Here is a 22,644-nt window from a genome sequence, read left to right as displayed (position 1 = left end):
GAGAATGGGTTGTTAGTCAACTAGCTAAAAATAATTAACTAGGGTTTGCTGAAAAAGTTTGTTGGTGGGGTTAGGAGACAGGAGACTCCGAGACAGGAGAATTAAGAATGAGTAATAATTAATTAAATGGTTTATTTAGAGATTTTCTGCCAGTTAATCTGGCTCTCCCCTACTGGTGGTCATAAGAAAAAGTTATGAAAAAGTCAGAGATCCAAATTTTCCTAGCTCACGCTAGTGAGGACAAACCAGCAGTTTTGGCACTGCATGAGCGCCTTAAGCAAGCGGGATATAAACCTTGGTTGGATAAAAAAGACCTGATTCCGGGCCAGAACTGGCGTTCAGTCATCCCCAAGGCGATCGCAGATAGTCAACTGTTCATCGCTTGTCTCTCCCAACGCTCGATTGCTAAACAAGGATTCGTGCAGCGGGAATTTAAAATGGCCCTCAATCAATATGCTGACAGACCGCCGAATTCAATCTACCTCATTCCGCTGAGATTGGATGAATGCGATATCCCCGACCTGCGACAGGAGGAGTATGGCTTGAACCTGCGAGACCTCCACTGGCTTGATTATTGGGAAGAAGACGGATTTGAGCAACTAGAAAGAGCAATTACCCATCAGTTCAATCCTGAACCGGAAGAGCCAAAAAAACCCGTAATCGTCACTCCACCGTTATCAGTATTTAACTTTGAGATCGTGGGAGTAAATGCGAAGGGTGAGCAAATCAAAAAAGAGTCGAAACAGTCCCAATATTTCAGGGAAGATTTGGGCAACGGCATCACCTTAGAAATGGTCGCCATTCCGGAGGGAACATTCACGATGGGAACGGAAGATGAGGAAATCGAAAGACTGGTTAAAAAATTGCGTTGGGAAGGATTTAGAAGGGAAAGACCACAACATGAAGTAACGATTAAACCCTTCGACCTGGGTAAATATCCTATCACCCAGGCCCAGTGGAAAGCAATCGCCGACCGCCAGGATTTAAAAGTTGAAAAAGACCTTAACCACAACCCAGCCAGTTCCAAAGACCGTTCCGATAGCGATCGCCGTCCCGTGGAAAAAGTCAACTGGTACGATGCCGTCGAGTTCTGCGCGAGATTATCTAAACTAACGGGAGGGGAATACCGACTTCCCAGTGAGGCGGAATGGGAGTACGCCTGTCGTGCTGGAACCACCACCCCATTTTACTTTGGGGAAACCATTACGGGGGAATTGGCCAACTACTGTGCCAGCAATACCTACGCAGAACAAGCGAAGGGAGAGTATCGACCAGATACGACTCCCGTGGGACAATTTCCCCCAAACGCTTTCGGACTCTACGATATGCACGGCAATGTCTGGGAGTGGTGTGCCGATACTTGGCACGATAACTATAAGGATGCGCCGACGGATGGCAGTGTCTGGATAAAAAATGGTGATGATAATCGTTCTCCTCTGCGGGGCGGTTCTTGGTTAAACAACCCGAATTTCTGCGGTTCCGCTTACCGCGTCAACTACGATTGGCACTTCCTCTTCAACAACGGTTTTCGGGTGGTGTGCGGTGCTGGGAGGACTTTGTAGCAGAAAAGAATTTAACTTAGTGTCAACAGACTTGCAAAAATTAGGTGGGCAATGCCCACCCTAATCTTAGGATGGCGGTTTGTAGGTAGAAGCAACGGATAATTCCTTTAATTGCTTCGCTGCCACTGTTGAAGGTGCAGAAGTGAGTAAACAACTAGCTTGCTGGGTTTTCGGGAAAGCAATCACATCGCGAATCGATTCTTCCCCGGCTAACAACATCACCAAGCGATCTAAACCGTAGGCGATACCACCGTGGGGAGGGGTTCCGTATTCAAAAGCTTCTAACAAAAAGCCGAATTTATTATAGGCTTCCTCTCGGGATAGACCGATAGTAGCGAAGACTTTTTCCTGTACTTCCCGTTGATAGATCCGCAAACTGCCGCCACCGATTTCAATACCATTAAAAATCATATCGTAGGCTAGGGCGCGAGCGTGGGCTAGATCGTCTAAATCTTCGGGATTAGGGGCAGTAAAGGGGTGATGCAATGCTTCCAGGCGTTTTTCCTCGGTGTTGTATTCAAACATCGGGAAATCCGTCACCCAGAGGAGGTTGATTTTCTCAGGATCAATTAATCCCAATTGTTCTCCTAAAACTAAGCGTAGGCGGGATAGGGATTTATTGACTGTATCGGTATCTCCTGCCCCAAATAACAACAGATGCCCCGGTTTTGCGCCAGTCTTCTCGATTAAAGCCTGTTTTTGTGCCTCTGTCAGGTTATCTTTAATAGCACCAATGGTATCAAAATCGTAGTCTTCGCGCACGCGAATGTAGGCAATTCCCTTCGCACCCGCGTCGGTGGCTTCTTTGAATAAATCCCCACCCGGTTTGATTCTGACGTTAGAAATCGCCTCGTTACCGTTGGGAATCGGTAAAACTTTCACCGTCCCACCACTAGCGATCGCACCTGAAAACACCTTAAATCCCGAATCGGCAAAAATCTCCGCCACATTGACCAATTCCAAGCCAAAACGGGTATCGGGGCGATCGATCCCATAGCGATCCATAGCCTCAGCATAGGTTAAACGGGGCAGGGGTAGGCTTATATCGATATTTTTGACTTTTTTGAAGATATGAGCTATTAAAGCCTCATTCAGGGCTAAAATCTCAGGTAAAGAGAGAAAACTCATCTCCATGTCCAACTGAGTAAATTCCGGTTGACGATCAGCGCGCAGATCTTCATCGCGGAAACAGCGGGCGATTTGATAGTAGCGATCCATTCCCGACACCATTAATAATTGCTTAAATAGTTGCGGTGATTGGGGTAAAGCGTACCATTGGCCCGGGTTGACACGGGAAGGAACTAGATAATCCCGCGCCCCTTCGGGAGTCGATCGAGTTAAAATTGGCGTTTCCACTTCGATAAAATGCTGTTCATCTTCGAGAAAACGGCGCATTTCCTTGACAACTTGGTGACGTAGTTGTAAATTCTGACTCATACGCTCCCGGCGTAGGTCTAGATAGCGGTATCGCAAGCGCACATCTTCTCGTACCGATTCACTTTCGGAACTAGAGACGACAAAAGGCAGTTGTTTAGTAACCCCGTTGAGAATCTCGATGCTAGTGGCGTAAATTTCGATTTCTCCGGTGGCAATGCGCGGGTTAAGGGATTCGGTAGGCCTTTGACTGACTGTTCCCGTCACCTTGATGACATACTCGTTTCTGACGGTTTCAGCGATGGGGTAGGAAGCGGGGGTTCGTTGGGGATCACTGACGATCTGGACAATACCACTGCGATCCCGCAGATCGATAAAAATAACGCCACCGTGATCGCGACGACGATCGACCCAACCGAAGAGGGTGACACTTTTTTCAATTTCGATCGCGCTAAGGTCGCCACAGTAGTGAGTTCGCATAGTCTAACTAGAGAATTACTTATATTACGAATGTAGTATAGAAAGGATGTGGCCAGAAAAAAATCAGACGGCCTTGCTCATTATGCCGGTATTTTGTCGCTCTTGTCCTTTTGTTTAGGGTATTTTTATGGTCTCCTCGTCCTCAGCTATCAGCTTTTCGCCGATCGGCTATAATCAACAAGGCTCCTCTAGCAGTTAGCGATTTTGAACGATTAAAATCATGAATTCCTTAGAAAAAAAAATGGTGGAACTGTTAAGAGAACTCAGGGAAGATCACCATGTTTCAGGGGTAAAGGCGGAATTCGAGACGGAAGGAACCCGACTGACGGAAGCGATGCGGTTGAAAGAAATTAGTCTGAAAGCGGGGGTAGATTTTAATCTGAAAATCGCCGGTTGCGAAGCGATCAGAGATATATTTGATGCGGTTAATTTAGGAGTCGATCGCTTGATTGCTCCCATGGTAGAAACAGCCTACGCTTTACAAAAATATCTGCGGGCAGCTAGGAGGGTTTTAGCTGATCAAGGGGTGGAAGATGTGGAGTTATTAGTTAATATCGAAACGATTACTGCCTGTGAGAATTTTCAGGAAATGTTGGCGATTCCAGAGATAAAATCTCTCCATGGTATCGTCATCGGACGGATGGATTTAGCCTGTTCTTTGGGATTAACTCGCCAGGATGTGAATAGCGAGCAAGTTTTGGCTCTGGCTTTACCTTTGGCAAAAAAAGCTAAGGCTGCCGGTTTGACTGTTGCCATTGGGGGTGGGGTGTCACTGCATTCTTTACCGTTTTTCAAAATGTTCTGCCAAGAACATTTTGACTGCTTCGAGACGCGCAAAGTTATCTTTGATTGTCCCCAAGCTTTGGATAATTTCAGTTTAGCTTTGCCCAAGGCGATCGAGTTTGAATTACTCTGGCTAGAGAATAAAAAAAATTATTATGGTGCTATTGTTCGTGAAGATGCCCAGCGTTTAGAAATCTTGCATAATTTACTTTTTGGTTAAAGATATTGGACTGATTATGAATAAATTCTCTTAATTATTTTACAATGGTAACTAGGAAGCAATTTAACCCACTTTTGTGGTTTCTTTTTCTGAGGATTTAGATGATGCAGAAATCTTACCAACAGTTTCGACAAGGCCAGAGTCTCTAAAGCACGAACTTCTGCACTATGCCAAGTATCTCATAGAAAACCACTCAAAGGAATATATGGAATGAATGGCTTTCTGTCACCATAAACTCCTTTGATAATAGAAAATACCTCAAGAGCGGAGAAATCAATCAATGTTTGCCACAATAGAAGATAAACAATCCCTTTCCCTCGAAGCATTTCTTGCTCTTCCAGAAACTAAGCCTGCTAGGGAATATTATCAGGGAATTGTCACTCAAAAACCTATAGCCAAAGCCAAACACAGCATCTGACAATTTGAGTTAGCCTCTGCCATTAATCAACAGACTAAACCTCAAAAATTAGCTTATGCTCTACCTGAATTACGTTGTACTTTTCCAGAACGTTCAATTGTGCCAGATATTGCGGTGATTCGTTGGCAGAATTTGCCAAGAGATCTAGATGGAGAAATGGCTGATCAATTTTTACGTTATCCCGATTGGATTATTGAAATTATGTCTCCCGAACAATCTGTTACCTTAGGGATGGAAAAGATTATTTTCTGTTTACAACAAGCAACAGAATTAGTTTGGTTGATTGATCCTTCAGCAAAGTCAGTCACAGTTTTTCAAACAGGATTACCGAAAGTACATATTGCAACCGCAGGAAATAATCAGCCTTTAGCGGTGATTAAAGGATTAGAAAGTTGGCTAATATCAGCAGTGGATATTTTTGCTTGGCTAAAGGTTTAATTTGTTCTATCAGCATCTTCAGTCTTAACCAGTAATTTAGCTTAGTTAACAGCTTACCTGGAGACTTTTCTCGCAGCATATCTGGTACATTTTGTCAAAAAAACTTTTTCGTTTTAACATAAGTACACATATTTTTGGCAAAAGATCTTTTTCGACAAAGGATCAATTGGCAAGTTTTTCCCAGGGACGAATTAGTAATCCTAGACGTGGCAAGGGTTTCAAGGCACAAGTCCTAAAAATGCACAGAGTGAGCCAATTCTTAGATTTTAGCAGCGGGCTGTAACTATTGCAATCTCGTTGACAAATAGGAATTTTTCTCAATTATTTTTTAAGAAAAGTAAAGATGAAGGAATGTAAATTTAAATCTTCTCAAGTATATTGGGATTTTGATAAATTTTGCTTATATAAATTAGCCCTTAGCATTCAGCTTCTGAGAGTAGTTATCTTATTGGTGAAGTACAAAGTTGTCGTTTTGGCAAGTCTCCGAGCAAGGAGAAGATGCCAAATCCAGTTATAATTCATCTTGATCAGAAACGCTATATTTTTCAGTGTAATTAGTGAATTTCCTTTTTATTATCAATCTAGCTGATGGCTGACGGCTAATAGCTTTCTTTTTCCTCTGTCACCAGAGTAATACCTGTCCATTCTCCCTTCTCGTTATAAGAACGAATTAAGCGCTGTCTTTGAGTAGGAGAAAGTAACCAACCCACCTCTAAAACAAAAGGATGACCGGCAGTAATTTTCCGAGGTGTATTAGAGGAAGAACCATCGGGCAGCAGCAGGATTTGAATCGGCAGCGGACTATTTTCAAACAACAATCTTTGTCCCTCGATACGAGCGCTAGAAGTAATTTTATTATCGCCAAAAGTCAAAGTTTGCGAGAGATAATTATCCCCCTGACGCTCGATCGATACATGGGTAGAATAGGCAGCAGAATTATAAAAATCGCGTCCCGTTGTCACCGCTTGTCCTTGCCATTGACCCAGTAATTGCTCCACCGTTAACATCGGTCTTTCTGGGGAGCTAGAATCAACTAACTTTTCTCGAATTAAAGTCAAGCGATCAAACTCACAGTGTTCATTAAATAACTGGACGATTCTTAATCGTCTTTCCCCAGAGATTAACCCAAATTCTGCCCCAAATTGTGAGGAAAAACTACTAAAATATAAAGAACCTTGGCAAAAGGCCCCCGTCTGGCTAAATAGAATACCCTGATTGAGAGAACTATACTCTAAAATCAAATCTTCCGGCACTTGATCGCTGTAGAAACGGCGGACCAATTGACGCATTGAGCGATTATTATTAATGCCTTGCAAAGATACCAAAGTCGGGGTATCTTCGATCAGATCGCCTTGGGGAGACAGACGGGTAAAAGAACCTTGCCATTGACCGAGATTTTTTAGTAAACATTCCCACTGGGAGAGCATAATAATTGAAGTAATTGGGGTAAATAGGACAAAATACATGGGAACAATTCGATTAATGCACGCCAAACTCCATCGAGTGCGCGTCAGCGAGGCTAACGTCGATTATGTCGGCAGTATCACTATCGATCGAGAATTGATTGAGCGGGTCGGTATTTTGCCCCTTGAAGAAGTGGATGTGGTCAATCTTAGCAATGGTAAGCGCTTTTCCACCTACGTTTTTCCGGGCCAAACTGGGGAAATCTGCCCCAACGGTGGTGCGGCTCTGCTCTGTCAACCCGGAGATATTTTGATTATCTATGCCTACGAACAACGTCCGAGGCAAGAAGTTCTCGAAAACGGTCATTTTGCCAAAGTTCTCGTCGCTGATGCTGAAAATCGCTGTCAGCAATTTTTTGAACAGAGCCTAATTCCCCGGGGTGATGGTCGGGGAGTGGAATTTTATAGCCAAGAATGCTGATTCTTGTCCTAAATTTGTTAACTTTCCCGTCATAATGAGAATAAGTAATGTAAACTTTCTTAGAATCAGCCCCCATGCGTGTAATTCTCATGACCGGTAAAGGAGGCGTGGGTAAAACCTCCGTCGCCGCCGCTACAGGACTCCGCTGCGCCGAACTTGGCTATAAAACCCTAGTTCTCAGCACCGATCCCGCTCACTCTCTCGCTGACAGTTTCGATCTCGAATTAGGTCACGATCCTCGTTTGGTACGCCCCCATCTTTGGGGGGCAGAATTAGATGCACTAATGGAGTTAGAAGGCAACTGGGGCGCAGTAAAACGTTACATTACCCAGGTATTGCAAGCTAGGGGTTTAGATGGAGTGCAAGCGGAAGAATTAGCGATTTTACCCGGAATGGATGAGATTTTCGGCTTAGTTCGCATGAAGCGCCACTACGATGAGGGTACTTATGATGTGTTGATTATCGATTCCGCACCCACGGGTACAGCCTTACGATTGCTGAGTTTGCCAGAAGTGGGCGGTTGGTACATGAGAAGATTTTACAAACCTTTACAGGGAATGTCGATGGCATTGCGACCACTGGTAGAACCTTTATTTCGACCGATCGCCGGTTTTTCCCTACCGGACAAGGAAGTTATGGACGCTCCCTACGAGTTTTATGAGCAGATCGAGGCTTTAGAAAAGGTTTTGACCGATAATACTCAAACCTCGGTACGTTTGGTGACAAACCCCGAAAAAATGGTGATTAAGGAGTCTTTGCGCGCCCATGCCTATCTAAGTCTCTATAATGTTTCCACCGATTTGATTATTGCCAATCGGATTATTCCCGACAAAGTAACCGATCCTTTCTTTGCCCGTTGGAAAGAAAATCAACAGGTTTATAAACAGGAAATTTACGATAATTTTCATCCTTTACCGGTTAAGGAAGTTCCTCTTTACTCCGAAGAAATGTGTGGTTTACCCGCTTTGGAAAGACTGAAAGAAACTCTTTTTGCCGAGGAAGATCCGACTAAGGTTTATTACCAGGAAAACACCATTCGGGTAGTTCAACAGGAAAATAATTACAGTCTGGAATTATATTTACCCGGCATACCCAAGGAACAAATACAACTAAATAAAACTGGAGACGAGTTAAATATTCGCATTGGTAATCACCGTCGTAATTTAGTCTTGCCCCAAGCTTTAGCAGCCCTGAAACCTTCTGGAGCAAAAATGGAAGATGATTACCTGAAAATCCGTTTTAGCAACGTGGTGAAAGTGTAATTTTCCTAGATTGGGTGGGGAAGTGGGGAGGTTTTCAGTGATCAGTAAACAGTAAACAGTAATCAGTGAACTGAAAAATAACATCTGATAACTGATGGGAGCATCCCACTTTTGCAATAAGCAATTGTACTTAGATGCGAAATTCTTATATGGCAAGCCTTTTCGGGAGTTCATAGATTTTTAACGGTTCTCTAAATTGTGTGATTGGAACCAAAATCGTTATACTAAATCCGGTTATTAAAGACTGATTATTTATCACCCCTTTTGCATGAGTGCATGAGTGCATGAGTGCCTGTCTTCATAAGTAGCCTATACTCAACGGATTTAGTCTGACTATAGTATAACTTCTGCTGATCACCATAAGTGAGAGAAATTCACAAATATGAGATACACCCGATTGATAGTGAACACTCATTATATATTAATAAACATAAATAAATATGAAGTAATTTAAGTTTCAAGAAGAATGAACCCGATCTTTTTTACGATGGGGGTAAACCTAATTTTCAATTTCTCAGGTTGAAAGATGAATCCAGATTAAGCTATCTCAACGATAAGAGGACAAGCCAATGTTTGAAGATTTTACCTATATTACCGATGAGGCTTTTTTAGAGAATTATTGGTGGGAAGAACAAGTTATCTGTCCCCACTGCCAAGGCAAAGGAAGAATCCATCTAGAGACGGAGAATGAATCCGTCCCCTGTAAATTCTGTGAGGGTAAAGGCATTATTAAACGAAAACAAGAGGAAGCTAACTATTCCTAAAAATCTGTATAATTAGATACCATACATTAAAAATCTTCTTGAGTTAAAACCTCTGGCTGACATTGTTTAATTTCGCTGTTAATTCCCAGAGCCGATTCCGATTGTAGGTCTTCGATATAACCGGATTGATGGGATAAAGCTTCAGAAAAACTCTCGAAAGGACCGAAATAATAGAGACATTTCGGCTGACTGGTGGTGATCTCTACCCACCAGGGTTGAGGTGGTAAACTAGGCTTGATCGAGACAGTTTCGGGGTCAAGAGGCTTTATACTGAGAATCTTAGCCCCTTGGCGCAGGAGGCGCTGTGTTTCTTGACTCATGCGGCTTTTAGGTACTCGCAGGACTGTCCAGGAGAAGCGTTGAGGCAAAGAGCCAGAAGAACCGGAAAAAACAACTTCATAGAGAAATATTTGATTCTCTCCCTGATTATTAGCCTCTAGCATACAGAAAAGATTCTCTTTTAAGGGTAAGGGTTAAAAAAACAGACGCTACTCCTAACAGAGTAGCGCATCTTGATACGATAGCATAGAGCGGCAAAAAGTTAGGTTTTGTCCTACTCTCCCCTGACAGCATAGCTTGACGGGTTCTTTATTCAAGATGCTGTAGGGGAATATATAGCCGTTATCTTAATGGTGAGGTACAAAGTTTTCGTTTTGGGGAGTCGGTGGTCGATGCCAAATCCTGTTATACTTCATCTTTATGAGAAACACTGTCAATAGGGTTTGCGGCAAAAAGTTTTTCCTAGGGGTAGGGTGTGGGGTTTTCCCCATTTTTAGGTGGTCAATTACCTAATTTTCAGGGAAAAAGTCCCTAAATTTTCCCACCGAACAATCCAATGGCTGGCACTTTTTTATTTCAAAAAGACCAAAAGATATTATCCAACAAGGTTTTTATATTTATGCAGCAATCTCTCAATAATATTGACAACAAATAGAGTTTTTAAATAAATATGCAGCCACCAAAATTAAGCTTAGGAACCAGATTATTTTTATCCCATCTCCTCGTTATGGTGGTGGGATTGAGTAGCTTTATTATCATTGCTAAATTATCTTCTCCGCGAATGTTTGTTTTGCGTTTGGAACAGTTAGAAAGGCAGGGATTTTTTACCGTGCGATCAGCGAGAACTTTCTTGGTTAGGGGTTTTGAGACAGCTTGGGATAGTAGTGCTATTTGGTCATTCATTGCGGGAGGAAGTACGGCTGGTTATCTGAGTTTTTTGGTTTCTCAACGCATTATGAAACCGGTAAAACAAATGAAACAAATCACTAAAAATTTTGCTGAAGGGGATTTATCGGCGCGAGTTCCAGAAAGCGAAATCCCAGAATTAAATCAATTAGCCATCAGTTTTAATCAGATGGCGATTAGTTTAGCCGATGTGGAAAAACGGCGCCAGGAATTAATCGGTGATCTTACCCACGAATTACGCACCCCTTTAACTGTGGTACGGGGATATTTAGAAGAATTAGCCGATGGTGCGATCGAACCTAATCCAGAACTTTATCAGAAATTAGTGAAAGAAACCCGCAGGTTAGAACGTTTAACCCACGATCTACAGGAGCTATCGCGAGCGGAATCTGGTTATCTCTCGATTAAACTGCAACCTGTTAATTTATTAACTTTGTTAAATTCTCTCATCGAAAAATTTGCCGATCAATTATTAGAAGATGGACCGACTTTACAGTTAGATTGTCCCCCCAATTTACCATCTGTCATGGCCGATCCCGATCGCCTCGAACAAATCTTAGTTAATCTGCTCGGTAATGCCATTCGTTACACCGATAATGGTGCAATTACCCTGCAAGTGACAAGGGACAAAAATCGCCTACAAATTGCCGTTATCGATACAGGAATTGGCATCGCAGCAGAGGATTTACCCTTTATTTTCGAGCGCTTTTGGCGGGCCGATCGTTCTCGTTCCCGTTATTCTGGGGGTAGTGGTATTGGTTTAGCGATTACCCGTCGTTTAGTGGAATTACACCAAAGTCAAATCGAGGTGGAAAGTGAATTAGGTAAAGGCAGCACTTTCCGTTTTTCCCTAGCAATATCGGCCAATTGAGAGATGGGGATTTTTCAGTGAACAGTGAACAGTAAACAGTGAACTGATAACTGATAACTGATAACTGATAACTGATAACTGATTAAATGCCGTGACTTTTGCCGATAACCCAATGACGACGGAAGAAGCGAGCGAGCGAGGTTTCTTCTAAGGATAAGTAAATCGGTCTTCCGTGGGGACAGGTGCGGGGATTACGGGTATTTTGCCAATCATCGAGTAAATTCTGCATTTCTTTTAAACTTAAAGCTGTACCGTTGCGGATAGCACTCCGGCAAGCGGTAGCAACCTGAGCGGTTTGTAAATCCCCCCCTAAACTTAATTCTAGTAAAGCATCAGCCCGATCCTCGCGTTCTTTTAGTAGAACAGGAATACTACGAATTGCCCAAGAGCGATCGCCAAAACTAGCAATTTCTAATCCTAAACGTTGTAATTGTTCGATTTGTCGAGTAGTTAACTGATTTAAGATGATCGGAGTATCTAACGGCACGATTTCCCAGTTATCCTCTAAACGTTCGTACAAAACCCGCTCATGGGCAATATGTTGTTCGACTAACCATAATCCGTTAGGATGTTCGGCAACTATGTAAGTTTGGTGAATTTGGGCTACTGCCTTTAATTCCAGCCGATTTTTCGGGTATTTCTCCCCTATTGTATAGGTGCTTTTTTCTTCGGCAGCCTTGAGAATTTGACTGACGCGCTGATTTTGCGCTTTTTCGGGTATATGTTCGGGATTTAGTCCTAAAGCCTTGTCTATGGCTGAAATTATCTGTTCTTGCCAAAAAATGAGGTTATGCAGGTATATTTCCGCTTTAGCTGGGTGACGATTCCAATCGATCGAACGAGGGTTAAGATGTAGATGGAGAAAACAAACGGGATAGCGATCTTTAGGGACTGTGCGAGCGAAAGCTTCAAATATTGCCTGTTCTAACTCCGATGAGCGCACCATTCGCCCATTAACAGCAATTCTAACCCAATCTGGTTGATGGCGAGAAATGCGATCGGGCAAACCAATGACTAATTCAATTTGAGCAGATTCTGCGTCAGGAGTCGTTAAGTCAAGTTTTAGGGATGCTAAATCGTTAAAATGCAGAGATTTAACTAATTGCGGTAATATTTGACTGGCATCCTTACCCGGACTAATGCGTAACCAATCTTGATGATCTTGAAAAACCTGCCAAGTAATTTGGGGATGACAGAGAGCAAAATTATGAATTAAAGTCTGTATATCCTTTAATTGTTTGTTAATTGACGGTAAAGCTTGACGACGCACGGGAAAGTTACCAAAGAGATTCTCTACCGTGACGATAGTACCGATAGCTATAGGAATCGTTTCTAAATCATCTGGCTCGCCTTGGTGATTGTAAAGACAATAACAACCTAAATCATCGTCATGGCGACTGGCAACCCGCAGATGCGCCACCTGTGCGATACTGTGCAAAGCTTCACCACGGAATCCGAGACTGGTAATCTGCCAAAGATCGTCCCGTTGGCGGATTTTGCTGGTACTATGGGCATAGCTACACAGTTGCAAATCTTCTCTAGACATTCCCCTGCCGTTATCCGATACTTGTATTCGCCAGTTTTGGGGAGATATATCGATGCTAATCCTATCTGCCCCCGCATCAATGGCATTTTCGACTAATTCTCGCACCACAGCGCCTAAAGAGTCGATTACCTCTCCTGCGGCAATTAAATCGATTACGTCTTGGGGTAAAACTTGTATGGGCAAGGTCATCAATTAATGGTTTTAGCCAAGGGCAAACTCGGTATATTGTCGCACATGGGGCCCATGGTAAGCTAAAACGATGTCTTGTTTGGGGACTCCCCTAGCTACCAATTTATCAGCGATCGCTGCTGCCGTCCTGCTGCACTCAGATTTTATTATTAATAATATCAACGCGAATTATACAGCCATAAATGCGCGTGCTGCTGTCCCTGCAACCCAGGTAAAAGGTATAGGAGAGTAGGTGAGTGCCAAAGCACTGGAGCGGGGAAAAACAATCGATAACTTGGCAGTTAATCACACTATTAAAAACGGATTTGGTGTAAGACGGCCTAAATAAGTCGATATATGGTTCGGCTCGCTGTCTATGCCGGGGAGAAATCCCTCTGGCATTTCTCCAGTGCGGAATGTAGGCTAAAAATTGGCCCGGTCAGGAAATCTTGATGTTAAATTCGCCAAAAATTGCGCTAAGATCGGCTTAATAGAACAGGAAAGGCGATCGAGTGGGATAACCGATCCTGTGGTTTTAGAAGGTGACTGTATAATTGTTAAAGTGTCAATAGATCAATTCCAGAGGAATCATGAGCAATATCCAAGATAAAATTCAAGAAGAGCTAGAAAATGCCAGAGCCGTGTGTAGCACGGAAGGTGCCACCTCTGGTGAATGTGCCGCCGCTTGGGATGCGGTGGAAGAATTACAAGCAGAAGCAGCCCACCAACGTCAAGACCACCCCCAAAAAACCTACTTCGAAAAGTATTGTGATTCTAATCCCGATGCCGCCGAGTGTCGCGTTTATGAAGATTAATGTAGTCAGGCAGCGGTTTTTTCTCTCCTCACAGTAGAATCCTAGCTTTAGGGCGATCTTAAATATAAAAAGATCGCCCCTCGTTTTGTGGTTTGTTGGTCAAGCTTTGGCCGATTTTGGCTCCCGCACCCGAAGACAGTAAAATGTTGACAGTGTAATTATGTCTAAATAGTTTATGAATCAGCTTTGGTTTCGTCCTCTCGTTTGGATAGATTATCGTTTAGCCGTCCTATTTACGGTGATTATCCCGGCAATTTTGTTAATTTGGTCTTTATTTGCAAAAATCGAATCATTGCAGAAATTGTTGATTATCTATTGGCGAGTGGCTAGTCTTTTATTAATTACTGTATATTTAATGATTGCTTCCTGGCCGATTGGTTTTGTCACCAGTTTTTTAGCTAAGATTTTAATCCCGATTTCCCTCTGGTTTTGGGTGGATATTAACGATGAAATTAAAGATTTACCCGCCAGTCCACTTAAATTTGTCACCACTGCTTGGCGTTGGGCAGTAACGATTTATTGTCCTTTGGGCGCGATTTCTACCTTACCTTTTCTCTCCTGTGCTATGTCAGGGGAATTGCTAAATTCTCCCTATTGTCAAGTTTGGCAGGAAGCACCTTGGCAGTTTCGCGAGATTTTTCATTCAGAAGCTACCGCTAATGTTTTGGGCTTTTTTGGTTTAGTTGGTCTCTCTTTTTATACTCTCTATTTTGCCCATTTTCTTCTTATTCGCCTTGGCAAACAGGGACGTTCAGCTTTACAATAGTAGGTCTTTAGCTATCGATAATTAGCCATTTTTCTATGAATATTGGTAAACAACTCGAACAATACACCCTCAAAAATCCCCAAGAGGTTTTATTAGTGACTATTGCTGTGGATGGGGAGGAGGAAGAAATCTCTATTTTTAAAGGTTTTTCTAGTTCCCTTACCCGCAGCACCCCCTACGATCCCGATATTCCGATCATTCCTGAAACTGCTAGAGTTATTAAGATAGCTCGTCTTGCTAGTCCTTATCATCCCCTTAATCCTCGCTATATCCAAGAAAATCTTACCTTAGAGGAAATGCAATCTTTACTGATTAATTGAACCGGTAATTTTGCTTGGATAATATCAGCACCCATCTCGATGGATTTAACAGCTTTTATTGACGATCCATAAACTTTGTCTATCTAGACAAGAGGTAAATTTTGCGGCGTTTTAGTGGTAAAATTACCAAAGTACAATAATCTCTGCCAGTATTCAAGCTGTCAAAGTGGATTTCATCCTCAGCATCGATCGAGAACAATCAAAAAACTTGAGAATAATCGGAGAATCTATGCAACTTAACCCACCTAACCAAGAACTATTACAAATTGAGTATTTAGCTACCTTTACCACCAGTCACAATATAGTTAAAGATGAGGGAAAAGATGTGATTGAAGGATTAACTAAAACCCCCAAAAGCTTACCATCTAAATATTTTTATGATCGGCAAGGTTCCCAACTTTTTGAAGCAATCTGTCAATTGCCAGAATACTATCCCACTAGGACAGAAGCGGCTATTATTCAAGAATATGCCCAAGAAATTGTCGCCTATACAGGAGCCTGCGAATTGATAGAATTAGGCAGTGGTAGTTCCACTAAAACTCGTCTGTTATTGGACGCTTATTATCGGCAACAAAAATCCTCTAAATATGTACCTATCGATGTTAGTGAAACTATTCTCAAAGCTAGTGCCATAGAATTACAAAAAGAATATCCTAATTTACCCATTCAGGGGTTAATTGGAACCTATGAACAGGCCTTAGCCTATTATCAAAACGCTTCCGATAATACCAGAATGATTTTTTTCTTGGGAAGTTCGATCGGTAATTTTTCCGCCGATGAATGTGATAAATTCTTAGCAAAAATTACCACTGTCCTCAAAGCTGGAGATTATTTTTTATTAGGGATTGATCTCCAAAAACCATCGGCAATTTTAGAAGCAGCTTATAATGATGCTCAAGGGGTGACAGCCGCTTTTAATTTAAATATGCTTTCCCATTTAAATTGGCGTTTTCAAGCTGATTTTAACCTTGATTTATTTAGTCATCAAGCTATCTATAATCAAGACAAATCCCAAATTGAAATGTATTTAATTTCTCAAAAAACTCACCCTGTTCATCTCAAAAAACTCGATCTGACAGTTAATTTTCAAGCGGGGGAAGGTCTTTTAACAGAAATCTCCCGTAAATTCAACCTAGAAACTATGCAAAAAGACCTAGAATCAAAGGGATTAAAAACCCTTAGGGTTTTCACCGATCCTGAAAATTTATTCGGGTTAATTCTCTGTCAGTTATCCCTGTAAATAACGAAAACATTACCATCAGTAATAGAGGCATAAAAACATGGAAAAGATTCAAGCACAGGCTCCTATCTCTCTAAAAAACTGTAGTCGAGAAAATATACTCGACTATTTTGAAAATGCTTGGCAATTAGAAGATCTGCTGTTAAAAAGCATCATCAAAGAAGAAGCTTTTTATTGTAACCCTGACGATTTAAGAAATCCCCTCATTTTTTATTTAGGTCATGCTGCCGCTTTTTATCTTAATAAATTGCAGCTGGTTAACCTATTAAAAAAAAGCCCTAATCCTGACTACGAATTATTGTTTGGAGTAGGAGTAGATCCAGGAACTCCCGAAGAATTAAACTCTGCTATCGCCCATATTCAGTGGCCCGAGGTGGCTAAGGTTTGGGAATATCGGCAACAAGTCTATGAAATTGTGGTCGAAATAATTAAAAATATCCCCCTTAATCTTCCTATTCATCCTCAGCATTCTCTCTGGTCATTAATAATGGGAATTGAGCATCAGCGTGTTCACTTTGAAACATCTTCAATGTTACTCAGACAACTGCCCTTAGAGCGTCTGCAACGTCCTCAAGGGTGGCATTATGCCCCTTCTTTTGGTCAAGCTTATCCTAATCAAATGGTGGAGGTTTCTGGGGGAATAGTGGAAATTGGTAAACCCCAAGATTCTCCTATTTATGGTTGGGATAATGAGTATGGTTATCGGCAAGTTCAAGTTAACAATTTTCTGGTGAGTAAATATATGATTACCAACGGAGAATTTAAAGAATTTGTCGATAATGGTGGCTACGAAAATCCCAGTTATTGGGATGAGGAAGCTTGGCAATGGAAAAATCATTATCGAGTCAAACATCCTAAATTTTGGCTGGTAGATGAGCAAGGAAATTATCAATATCGAGCCATGTTGGATGCTCTCGATTTACCTCTTGATTGGCCGGTAGAAGTTAACTATTATGAAGCGATCGCCTACTGTCGTTTTCAAGGACAAGGAATACGTTTAATGACGGAAGCTGAGTGGAATTTAGCCACCTATGGCAGTCAAAAAAATCGATGTTATACCCTAGAAAACGATAACTTTGAGGACTATAACCTCAATTTAAAATTCTGTTCTCCCACTCCCGTGGGAATGTTAAAAAATGCCGGCAATAACTCAGAAATTTATGATTTACGCGGTAACGTCTGGGAATGGCTAGAAGATGATTTTAATCCCTTAACTGACTTTCAACCCCATTACCTCTATGCTGACAATTCCACTCCTTTCTTTAATAGTCAACATAAAATGATGCTAGGAGGAGCTTGGGTGACTAACGGCACAGAAATCCTAGCCTACTATCGCAATTGGTTTCGCCGGAATTTTTATCAACACGCTGGTTTTAGAATCGCACAAAGTCTTTAGGTGGGGTTTTATCGATTTTCAGGTGGTCAATTACCTAATTTTCAGGGAAAAAGTGCCGAAAATTTCCCCGCGATTACTCCAATTCAAGAAAAAATTCCTGTAACAGTTGCCCCTCGATCGCTACAATATAACCTAGTAGAGCGCGGATAAAATCGATCACCATGAATCAACCTGCAATTTTTCATCTCGCTATTCCGATTACCGATGTGTCCAGTGCTAAAAGCTTTTACTGTGATGGTTTAGGTTGTTTAGCGGGAAGGGAAACCGAGAAAGCGATAATCTTAAATTTCTCCGGTCATCAGGTAGTCGCTCACGTTACCGAAATGCCTCTTACTCCCCAAAATAGCATTTATCCTCGCCATTTTGGTCTCATTCTCCCCGCTGCCAGCGATTGGGACAATCTTCTGGTCAAAGCACGGGTCAATCAACTAAAATTTTATCTAGAACCAAAAACTCGCTTTACTGGGGAGATAACCGAGCATAAAACCTTTTTTCTGGAGGATCCTTTCTATAATCTCTTGGAATTTAAACATTATCGCCACTACGAAGCTATTTTTGCCAGTCGGGAATTAACAGCGATCGGCGATCGAGCTTAAAATAAACCACAGGTGACTTTTTTGTAACCGGTTAGTTCTATCTTTAACCGAGACAAAAATAGGGGAACTTCGATAAGCTTTTCTCATCAAAACTACAAAAAGCTTGGCCGGCAATGATCAATTCTTAGGAAATCTATGAAAAAACTTTTATTGTTAACCCTATTCATTATCGGTCTAGGATTTGCTCTCTTTAACTTTACTGGATTAGCAAATCGGGGCGAATATCAATCAATTTTGATCGACTTTAAAGACGATATACCCGTCAGCGTCCTCGATGAGCAGTTAAATGCTATCAACAAAAAAGCGGGAAACCCCACCAGTTTAAATAGTATCTTTTCCATCGATGAACATCTTTACACTGTCGATGGAGATAGCAAACTCCTGAAAACTCTCCGTAATTCCGACCTAAAAAAATACACCGAATCGATCGAAGCCGATTATATTTATCATGCTTTTATCGCCCCCAATGACCCCGACTATAGTAAACAGTGGAACCTGAGGGGGATAAACATCGAACGTGCTTGGGAAGAAAATCACGGTGAAGGGATCACCGTCGCCGTTATTGATACAGGTGTATCAATAGTTCCCGATCTGCGAGAAACCGAGTTTGTCGAAGGCTACGACTTCGTCAACGATCGCAGCCATGCCGAAGACGATAACGGTCACGGAACCCATGTAGCCGGAACAATTGCCCAATCGACCAATAATAACTACGGGGTGGCCGGCATCGCCTACAAAGCCAAAATTATGCCCCTCAAGGTACTTTCCGGGACGGGTGGGGGAACCGTGGGAGATATTGCCGAAGCGATCCGTTTTGCCGTCGATAATAAAGCCGATGTCATCAATATGAGTTTAGGGGGTGGAGGGGAAACCCAAGTAATGAAAGAGGCGATCGAATATGCCTATAGTAAAGGTGTGGTAATCGTCGCCGCTGCAGGTAATGCCGATGATAATTCCGCCGCCTATCCCGCCCGTTTTCCCCACGTTATCGGCGTTTCTGCGGTAGATGCCTCCGGAAATAAAGCCCCCTATTCTAATTTCGGGGCCGGAATCGATATTGCTGCCCCCGGCGGCTCCGATACGGGTAAAATTGTCCAAGAAACCATCGATCCGGCTAAGGGGGGGGAACCGGCGTTCCTCGGTTTTCAGGGAACCAGCATGGCGGCCCCTCACGTTGCCGGGGTGGTAGCTTTAATCAAGGCTGCGGGAATTAAAGAACCCAATGCAGTTTTAGGGGTTTTGCAGCAGTCGGCCCGTAAGATCAATGATGATCCCTTTAATCATTTTGGGGCCGGACAATTAGACGCGGGCAATGCCCTACAATTGGCCCTGAAAGGAGAGATTACTTTCCGGGATTTTTGGCGTTGGTTGCGCGATAACGGTTATCTCAATCCCCGTTTCTGGATTGATGGCGGCGCGGTGGCGGTTTTGCCCAAAATGGCCATGGTTTTGGGTTCTTATCTCCTCGCTTGGTGGCTGAGAAGTTATTTTCCCTTCTCCTGGAACGTATTTTTGAATGCTGGTCTAATTTTTGGCAGTTCTGGCTTATTTTTCCTCAGAGGTCTTTATATCTTCGATTTACCCCAATGGCCTTTCCGAGTGATGGGGAGTTCTCTTTCCGACCTAGGAGGTGTTATTCAGGGAAGTTCTGCCCTTAATCCGCTTTTTGCCAGTGTTATCCTGCCCTTTGTCCTGATTGCTCTGCTTTTGAGTCATCCCCAAGCAAAATGGTTAGCGGTGGGGGTATCTTTAGCTATGGCGGTGACTTTAGGTATCAGTGCTGTTATCCATCCTACTCTGATCTGGTTAGGTTCCGGTACGATCGCTCAGGCATTTTTGGGACTAAATGCGCTTTTATGTCTCGGTTTAGGTTATTTAGCCCTCAAAAGTGCTAGTTCATCCCGATACGCTTAAACAGGGGTTACAATGGGACAATAAGGGTGATTTACCGATAAAAACCTCTTTGGTTTTGGTATCTTCCTTTGGTTTTGCATTGAGTTCTCCTACAACAGCAGCCTCGGACATTAACCGAGGTTTTTTCTTTATGATGTATGTTAGTTTCTAAGGGGTTTTTGGTAATCTCCAATCCCTATGGCGAAAGTTTCCCCTAATACCCCCTCGAATCATCCAGCTTATCTATTGTCTCTTTTCTAAGGTGTCTATCGTGTCAAATCATAAAATTCTCGTTATCGATGACAGTAAAGTGATCAGGATGCACGTTCGCGATATGTTACCAGAGGGTAACTTTGAATTTCTCGAAGCTAAAGACGGATTAGAGGGTTATAATCTCATCCGTACCGAAACCCCGAATTTGATTATTTTGGACTTGCTTCTCCCGAAAATGAGCGGTTGGGAGGTGTTTCAGCAAATCCAAACCGAAGATAATCTCAAAAGTATCCCCCTAGTGTTAATGTCGGGACGGAAAGAGGAGGTAGTAGAGAAAATCCCCGAACCTTTCCAGTATTTTGCCTTTATTGAGAAGCCTTTCGACCAAAAACAATTGGTACAAGCGATTAAAGAAGCGATGGCTAAGGCCAAACAATATTCCCCCAAACCAAAAGTTTTTAGCCCGAAACTAGAGCAACTCACCGGGGATTATAGCACCGATATTCAGACTCTCCAGTCCCAAATTGCCCAAATGCAAACAGAAATGGAAACTATGAAGAAACAAATGTCTCAAATAGTGGCTTTTATTAAGAAAAAACTGGACTAGAACTATTCATCCCGATTTTTGATGACTTGGGCAAGCAGTTATCCTTATCCGGCAGTGCCAATCTCTGGCTAATCTCCTATCCCTTTTAAACAGGATTTAGGATAATATGAAGTAGTCTTTATTTGGTGAGTGACTAATACTAAATCCGTTGAGTATAGGCTACTTATGAGGATAGGCACTCATGCAAGAGGCACTCATGCAAAAGGAGGAATAGATAATCAGTCTTTAATAACTGGATTTAGTATAAGTTATTAGTTAACTGATAACTAATTATGATACTAAATCCGTTGAGTATAGGCTACTTATAAGGATAAGCACTCATGCAAGAGACACTCATGCAAAAAGAGGAATAGATAATCAGTCTTTAATAACTGGATTTAGTATGAATTGGCAAGAAATAGCAGGTAATTGGGTTTTTCTCCCCCGTCGTCCCCGGGGTATCATTCACTTTTTAGGGGGGGCATTTGTGGCGGCGGCCCCGAATATTACCTATCGTTGGTTATTAGAAAGTCTTGGGAATTCAGGATACGCTATTGTTGCTACTCCCTTTGTTAATACCCTCGATCACACATCGATCGCCCGCACAGTTTTAAACCGTTTTGATAATATTATTGAACGTCTGCGCTGGAATCATAGTCTGCCCCAAGGTTATCTCCCCATCTACGGATTGGGTCACAGTATGGGGTGTAAACTACATTTATTAATCGGTAGTCTCTACGAAGTGGAACGGGCGGGAAATATCCTCATTTCCTTTAATAATTATCCCATTCGTCGAGCTATTCCCTTTATCGAACCTTTGCAAATTGACACCACTTTTAACCTCGAATTTACCCCTTCCCCCGAAGAAACAAACGAGTTAATTTTCCAAGATTATGCCATTCGTCGCAATCTTTTAATCCGTTTTCAAGACGACACGATCGATCAATCTCTGGTCTTAAATCCCCTGCTAAAAAAACGCTTTAATGATTTAATTGCCCTGCGAACTCTCCCGGGCAATCATCTCACTCCCTTGAGTCAAGATGTCAGTTGGCAAACCGGAGAAGTATTTACTCCCCTCGATGCGATCGGCCAATGGTTAAAACAGGGACTTGCCCGGGATAATTCCCGTCTCAAAGATGAGATTCTCCACTGGTTAAATCCCGTCCTTCCGGCCTCTCGTTAGCTTTCCTCTAGATTAATCCCCATAGCCCGTAATTGCGCCTCTATGCGGGCTAATTTTGCCTCAGCTTCCCGGGCCCGTTGACGTTCCTGTTGGGCTTGCTGTTCGGCTAATTCAGCCTTTTGCTTGATTTCTAGGGTGGTCAAAAACCGCGAGCCATTGGGATAAAAAATAGCTAACTGGGGACTCTCCAGTTGAAAACGGATCTGTAGAAGCGGACTCTGCCAATTATCGATCGCAGGAATCATCTCCAATCGATCACCCCTTCGCCACCAACCCTGTAGATAATTAGCATCGGGATCGTAGAGATAATATTCTTCTACGCCAAAATGCTGATAAAATTGCCATTTTCGGCGCATTTCCGCTTTAGTGTTGCCCGGAGAGAGAATTTCAAAGACCACCTGCGGCGCAATCTGGTTTTCTAACCATTGCTTATAGGAACCTCGATCGCCCTTGGGTCTGCCAAACACCACCATAGCATCCGGCGCTTGACAGATTTTATTATCCCCCTCGACCGGATACCACAACAGATCGCCGGCGATAAACACATGGTCATTGTCTGCGATTGACATCCTCGCCGCCGTAAAACGGACGGCGATTCCTCACCACGCCACTTTTTTAGAATGGTCGCTGAATGGGGTTGACGCGACCCGGGATGCTGCTTCTTTAACAGAAGTCTTACGC

Annotated in this window: 22 protein-coding genes and 2 pseudogenes; 18 read left to right on the top strand and 6 right to left on the bottom strand. The window is 42.6% G+C overall.

What is annotated here, in order from left to right; translation table 11 throughout:
• The first annotated feature begins 194 nt into the window (after positions 1-194).
• Entirely contained in the window at positions 195-1,562 is a 1,368-nt protein-coding gene (locus tag EWV84_RS13775; RefSeq protein WP_287078432.1) for an SUMF1/EgtB/PvdO family nonheme iron enzyme, read from the top strand.
• A gap of 66 nt (positions 1,563-1,628) precedes the next feature.
• Here the strand turns inward: EWV84_RS13775 and aspS are convergent, their stop codons facing one another.
• On the bottom strand, positions 1,629-3,416 hold the full coding sequence (aspS, locus tag EWV84_RS13770) for an aspartate--tRNA ligase (RefSeq protein WP_287078431.1): 1,788 nt from the start codon (positions 3,414-3,416) through the stop codon (positions 1,629-1,631).
• Between the two features lie 220 nt (positions 3,417-3,636).
• Between aspS and EWV84_RS13765 the strand changes: the two genes are divergently transcribed.
• From EWV84_RS13765 to EWV84_RS13760, 3 genes and pseudogenes are all read left to right on the top strand, one after another.
• On the top strand, positions 3,637-4,419 hold the full coding sequence (locus EWV84_RS13765) for an aldolase/citrate lyase family protein (protein ID WP_287078430.1): 783 nt from the start codon (positions 3,637-3,639) through the stop codon (positions 4,417-4,419).
• 76 nt (positions 4,420-4,495) lie between these two features.
• The gene (locus tag EWV84_RS23135) at positions 4,496-4,633 is read left to right on the top strand and encodes a DUF2281 domain-containing protein (RefSeq protein WP_416361051.1); all 138 of its coding nucleotides are present in this window, start codon (positions 4,496-4,498) and stop codon (positions 4,631-4,633) included.
• A 66-nt stretch (positions 4,634-4,699) separates the two neighbouring features.
• A pseudogene (locus tag EWV84_RS13760) lies at positions 4,700-5,275 on the top strand (Uma2 family endonuclease).
• 599 nt (positions 5,276-5,874) lie between these two features.
• On the opposite strand, the gene EWV84_RS13755 reads toward EWV84_RS13760, so the two are convergent.
• Positions 5,875-6,702, bottom strand: coding sequence for a DUF3598 family protein (locus EWV84_RS13755; RefSeq protein ID WP_287078433.1), 828 nt, complete (start codon positions 6,700-6,702; stop codon positions 5,875-5,877).
• A gap of 37 nt (positions 6,703-6,739) precedes the next feature.
• Between EWV84_RS13755 and panD the strand changes: the two genes are divergently transcribed.
• From panD to EWV84_RS13740, 3 genes are all read left to right on the top strand, one after another.
• Positions 6,740-7,159 carry an aspartate 1-decarboxylase gene (gene panD / locus EWV84_RS13750; RefSeq protein ID WP_052277873.1) on the top strand — a complete coding sequence of 140 codons (420 nt, stop codon included), beginning with the start codon at positions 6,740-6,742 and terminating at the stop codon, positions 7,157-7,159.
• A gap of 74 nt (positions 7,160-7,233) precedes the next feature.
• Positions 7,234-8,421, top strand: coding sequence for a TRC40/GET3/ArsA family transport-energizing ATPase (locus EWV84_RS13745; RefSeq protein WP_286826316.1), 1,188 nt, complete (start codon positions 7,234-7,236; stop codon positions 8,419-8,421).
• 569 nt (positions 8,422-8,990) lie between these two features.
• On the top strand, positions 8,991-9,185 hold the full coding sequence (locus tag EWV84_RS13740) for a hypothetical protein (RefSeq protein WP_287078429.1): 195 nt from the start codon (positions 8,991-8,993) through the stop codon (positions 9,183-9,185).
• 26 nt (positions 9,186-9,211) lie between these two features.
• Here EWV84_RS13740 and EWV84_RS13735 read toward each other — a convergent pair whose 3' ends face one another.
• Complete coding sequence (locus EWV84_RS13735) at positions 9,212-9,628, bottom strand: DUF1816 domain-containing protein (protein WP_287078428.1); 417 nt, start codon at positions 9,626-9,628, stop codon at positions 9,212-9,214.
• Between the two features lie 506 nt (positions 9,629-10,134).
• On the opposite strand from EWV84_RS13735, the gene EWV84_RS13730 reads away from it, so the two are divergent.
• Positions 10,135-11,241 (top strand): sensor histidine kinase, encoded by a 1,107-nt coding sequence (locus EWV84_RS13730; RefSeq protein WP_287078427.1) that lies wholly within the window; start codon positions 10,135-10,137, stop codon positions 11,239-11,241.
• Positions 11,242-11,323: 82 nt separating this feature from the next.
• Here EWV84_RS13730 and mutL read toward each other — a convergent pair whose 3' ends face one another.
• Complete coding sequence (gene mutL, locus EWV84_RS13725; RefSeq protein WP_286825789.1) at positions 11,324-12,976, bottom strand: DNA mismatch repair endonuclease MutL; 1,653 nt, start codon at positions 12,974-12,976, stop codon at positions 11,324-11,326.
• A gap of 12 nt (positions 12,977-12,988) precedes the next feature.
• A complete protein-coding gene (locus EWV84_RS22910) occupies positions 12,989-13,078 on the bottom strand; it encodes an element excision factor XisI family protein (protein ID WP_260324573.1) in 90 nt (29 codons plus the stop codon).
• Between EWV84_RS22910 and EWV84_RS13720 the strand changes: the two genes are divergently transcribed.
• The 10 genes from EWV84_RS13720 to EWV84_RS13675 all read left to right on the top strand — a co-directional run bounded on the left by EWV84_RS13720 (position 13,047) and on the right by EWV84_RS13675 (position 21,963).
• Positions 13,047-13,208 carry a hypothetical protein gene (locus tag EWV84_RS13720; RefSeq protein WP_287078426.1) on the top strand — a complete coding sequence of 54 codons (162 nt, stop codon included), beginning with the start codon at positions 13,047-13,049 and terminating at the stop codon, positions 13,206-13,208. The genes EWV84_RS22910 and EWV84_RS13720 overlap by 32 nt on opposite strands.
• Positions 13,209-13,545: 337 nt before the next feature.
• A complete protein-coding gene (locus tag EWV84_RS13715) occupies positions 13,546-13,770 on the top strand; it encodes a Calvin cycle protein CP12 (RefSeq protein ID WP_286825787.1) in 225 nt (74 codons plus the stop codon).
• A 175-nt stretch (positions 13,771-13,945) separates the two neighbouring features.
• Complete coding sequence (locus EWV84_RS13710) at positions 13,946-14,536, top strand: DUF3177 family protein (protein ID WP_286825786.1); 591 nt, start codon at positions 13,946-13,948, stop codon at positions 14,534-14,536.
• 35 nt (positions 14,537-14,571) lie between these two features.
• Positions 14,572-14,856 carry a DUF7734 family protein gene (locus tag EWV84_RS13705; RefSeq protein WP_286825785.1) on the top strand — a complete coding sequence of 95 codons (285 nt, stop codon included), beginning with the start codon at positions 14,572-14,574 and terminating at the stop codon, positions 14,854-14,856.
• A 229-nt stretch (positions 14,857-15,085) separates the two neighbouring features.
• Entirely contained in the window at positions 15,086-16,096 is a 1,011-nt protein-coding gene (egtD, locus tag EWV84_RS13700; protein WP_287078425.1) for an L-histidine N(alpha)-methyltransferase, read from the top strand.
• A 40-nt stretch (positions 16,097-16,136) separates the two neighbouring features.
• Positions 16,137-17,492: a 5-histidylcysteine sulfoxide synthase gene (ovoA, locus tag EWV84_RS13695; RefSeq protein WP_287078424.1), complete on the top strand. Its 1,356-nt coding sequence runs from the start codon at positions 16,137-16,139 to the stop codon at positions 17,490-17,492.
• 161 nt (positions 17,493-17,653) lie between these two features.
• Positions 17,654-18,088, top strand: a complete 435-nt coding sequence (locus EWV84_RS13690; RefSeq protein ID WP_286825783.1) for a VOC family protein — start codon at positions 17,654-17,656, stop codon at positions 18,086-18,088.
• Between the two features lie 135 nt (positions 18,089-18,223).
• Complete coding sequence (locus EWV84_RS13685; RefSeq protein WP_287078423.1) at positions 18,224-20,002, top strand: S8 family peptidase; 1,779 nt, start codon at positions 18,224-18,226, stop codon at positions 20,000-20,002.
• Between the two features lie 250 nt (positions 20,003-20,252).
• On the top strand, positions 20,253-20,801 hold the full coding sequence (locus tag EWV84_RS13680; protein WP_287078422.1) for a response regulator: 549 nt from the start codon (positions 20,253-20,255) through the stop codon (positions 20,799-20,801).
• A 382-nt stretch (positions 20,802-21,183) separates the two neighbouring features.
• On the top strand, positions 21,184-21,963 hold the full coding sequence (locus EWV84_RS13675) for a DUF1350 family protein (RefSeq protein ID WP_287078421.1): 780 nt from the start codon (positions 21,184-21,186) through the stop codon (positions 21,961-21,963).
• On the opposite strand, the pseudogene EWV84_RS13670 reads toward EWV84_RS13675, so the two are convergent.
• Positions 21,960-22,523 (bottom strand): annotated as a pseudogene (locus tag EWV84_RS13670) (Uma2 family endonuclease); the annotation flags it as partial. The gene EWV84_RS13675 and the pseudogene EWV84_RS13670 overlap by 4 nt on opposite strands.
• Positions 22,524-22,644: the final 121 nt, after the last annotated feature.

This window comes from Microcystis sp. M_QC_C_20170808_M3Col, from assembly GCF_007095505.1.
GTDB lineage: Bacteria > Cyanobacteriota > Cyanobacteriia > Cyanobacteriales > Microcystaceae > Microcystis.
This window is presented reverse-complemented; position numbering and strand designations above follow the sequence as displayed.

Bases quoted from the DNA above. Each gene is read 5' to 3' on its own strand.
- EWV84_RS13775 (WP_287078432.1), top strand. From the start codon at position 195: ATGAAAAAGTCAGAGATCCAAATTTTCCTAGCTCACGCTAGTGAGGAC.
- aspS (WP_287078431.1), bottom strand. From the start codon at position 3,416: ATGCGAACTCACTACTGTGGCGACCTTAGCGCGATCGAAATTGAAAAA.
- EWV84_RS13765 (WP_287078430.1), top strand. From the start codon at position 3,637: ATGAATTCCTTAGAAAAAAAAATGGTGGAACTGTTAAGAGAACTCAGG.
- EWV84_RS13755 (WP_287078433.1), bottom strand. From the start codon at position 6,702: ATGCTCTCCCAGTGGGAATGTTTACTAAAAAATCTCGGTCAATGGCAA.
- panD (WP_052277873.1), top strand. From the start codon at position 6,740: ATGGGAACAATTCGATTAATGCACGCCAAACTCCATCGAGTGCGCGTC.
- EWV84_RS13745 (WP_286826316.1), top strand. From the start codon at position 7,234: ATGCGTGTAATTCTCATGACCGGTAAAGGAGGCGTGGGTAAAACCTCC.
- EWV84_RS13740 (WP_287078429.1), top strand. From the start codon at position 8,991: ATGTTTGAAGATTTTACCTATATTACCGATGAGGCTTTTTTAGAGAAT.
- EWV84_RS13735 (WP_287078428.1), bottom strand. From the start codon at position 9,628: ATGCTAGAGGCTAATAATCAGGGAGAGAATCAAATATTTCTCTATGAA.
- EWV84_RS13730 (WP_287078427.1), top strand. From the start codon at position 10,135: ATGCAGCCACCAAAATTAAGCTTAGGAACCAGATTATTTTTATCCCAT.
- mutL (WP_286825789.1), bottom strand. From the start codon at position 12,976: ATGACCTTGCCCATACAAGTTTTACCCCAAGACGTAATCGATTTAATT.
- EWV84_RS13720 (WP_287078426.1), top strand. From the start codon at position 13,047: ATGTCTTGTTTGGGGACTCCCCTAGCTACCAATTTATCAGCGATCGCT.
- EWV84_RS13715 (WP_286825787.1), top strand. From the start codon at position 13,546: ATGAGCAATATCCAAGATAAAATTCAAGAAGAGCTAGAAAATGCCAGA.
- EWV84_RS13710 (WP_286825786.1), top strand. From the start codon at position 13,946: ATGAATCAGCTTTGGTTTCGTCCTCTCGTTTGGATAGATTATCGTTTA.
- EWV84_RS13705 (WP_286825785.1), top strand. From the start codon at position 14,572: ATGAATATTGGTAAACAACTCGAACAATACACCCTCAAAAATCCCCAA.
- egtD (WP_287078425.1), top strand. From the start codon at position 15,086: ATGCAACTTAACCCACCTAACCAAGAACTATTACAAATTGAGTATTTA.
- ovoA (WP_287078424.1), top strand. From the start codon at position 16,137: ATGGAAAAGATTCAAGCACAGGCTCCTATCTCTCTAAAAAACTGTAGT.
- EWV84_RS13690 (WP_286825783.1), top strand. From the start codon at position 17,654: ATGAATCAACCTGCAATTTTTCATCTCGCTATTCCGATTACCGATGTG.
- EWV84_RS13685 (WP_287078423.1), top strand. From the start codon at position 18,224: ATGAAAAAACTTTTATTGTTAACCCTATTCATTATCGGTCTAGGATTT.
- EWV84_RS13675 (WP_287078421.1), top strand. From the start codon at position 21,184: ATGAATTGGCAAGAAATAGCAGGTAATTGGGTTTTTCTCCCCCGTCGT.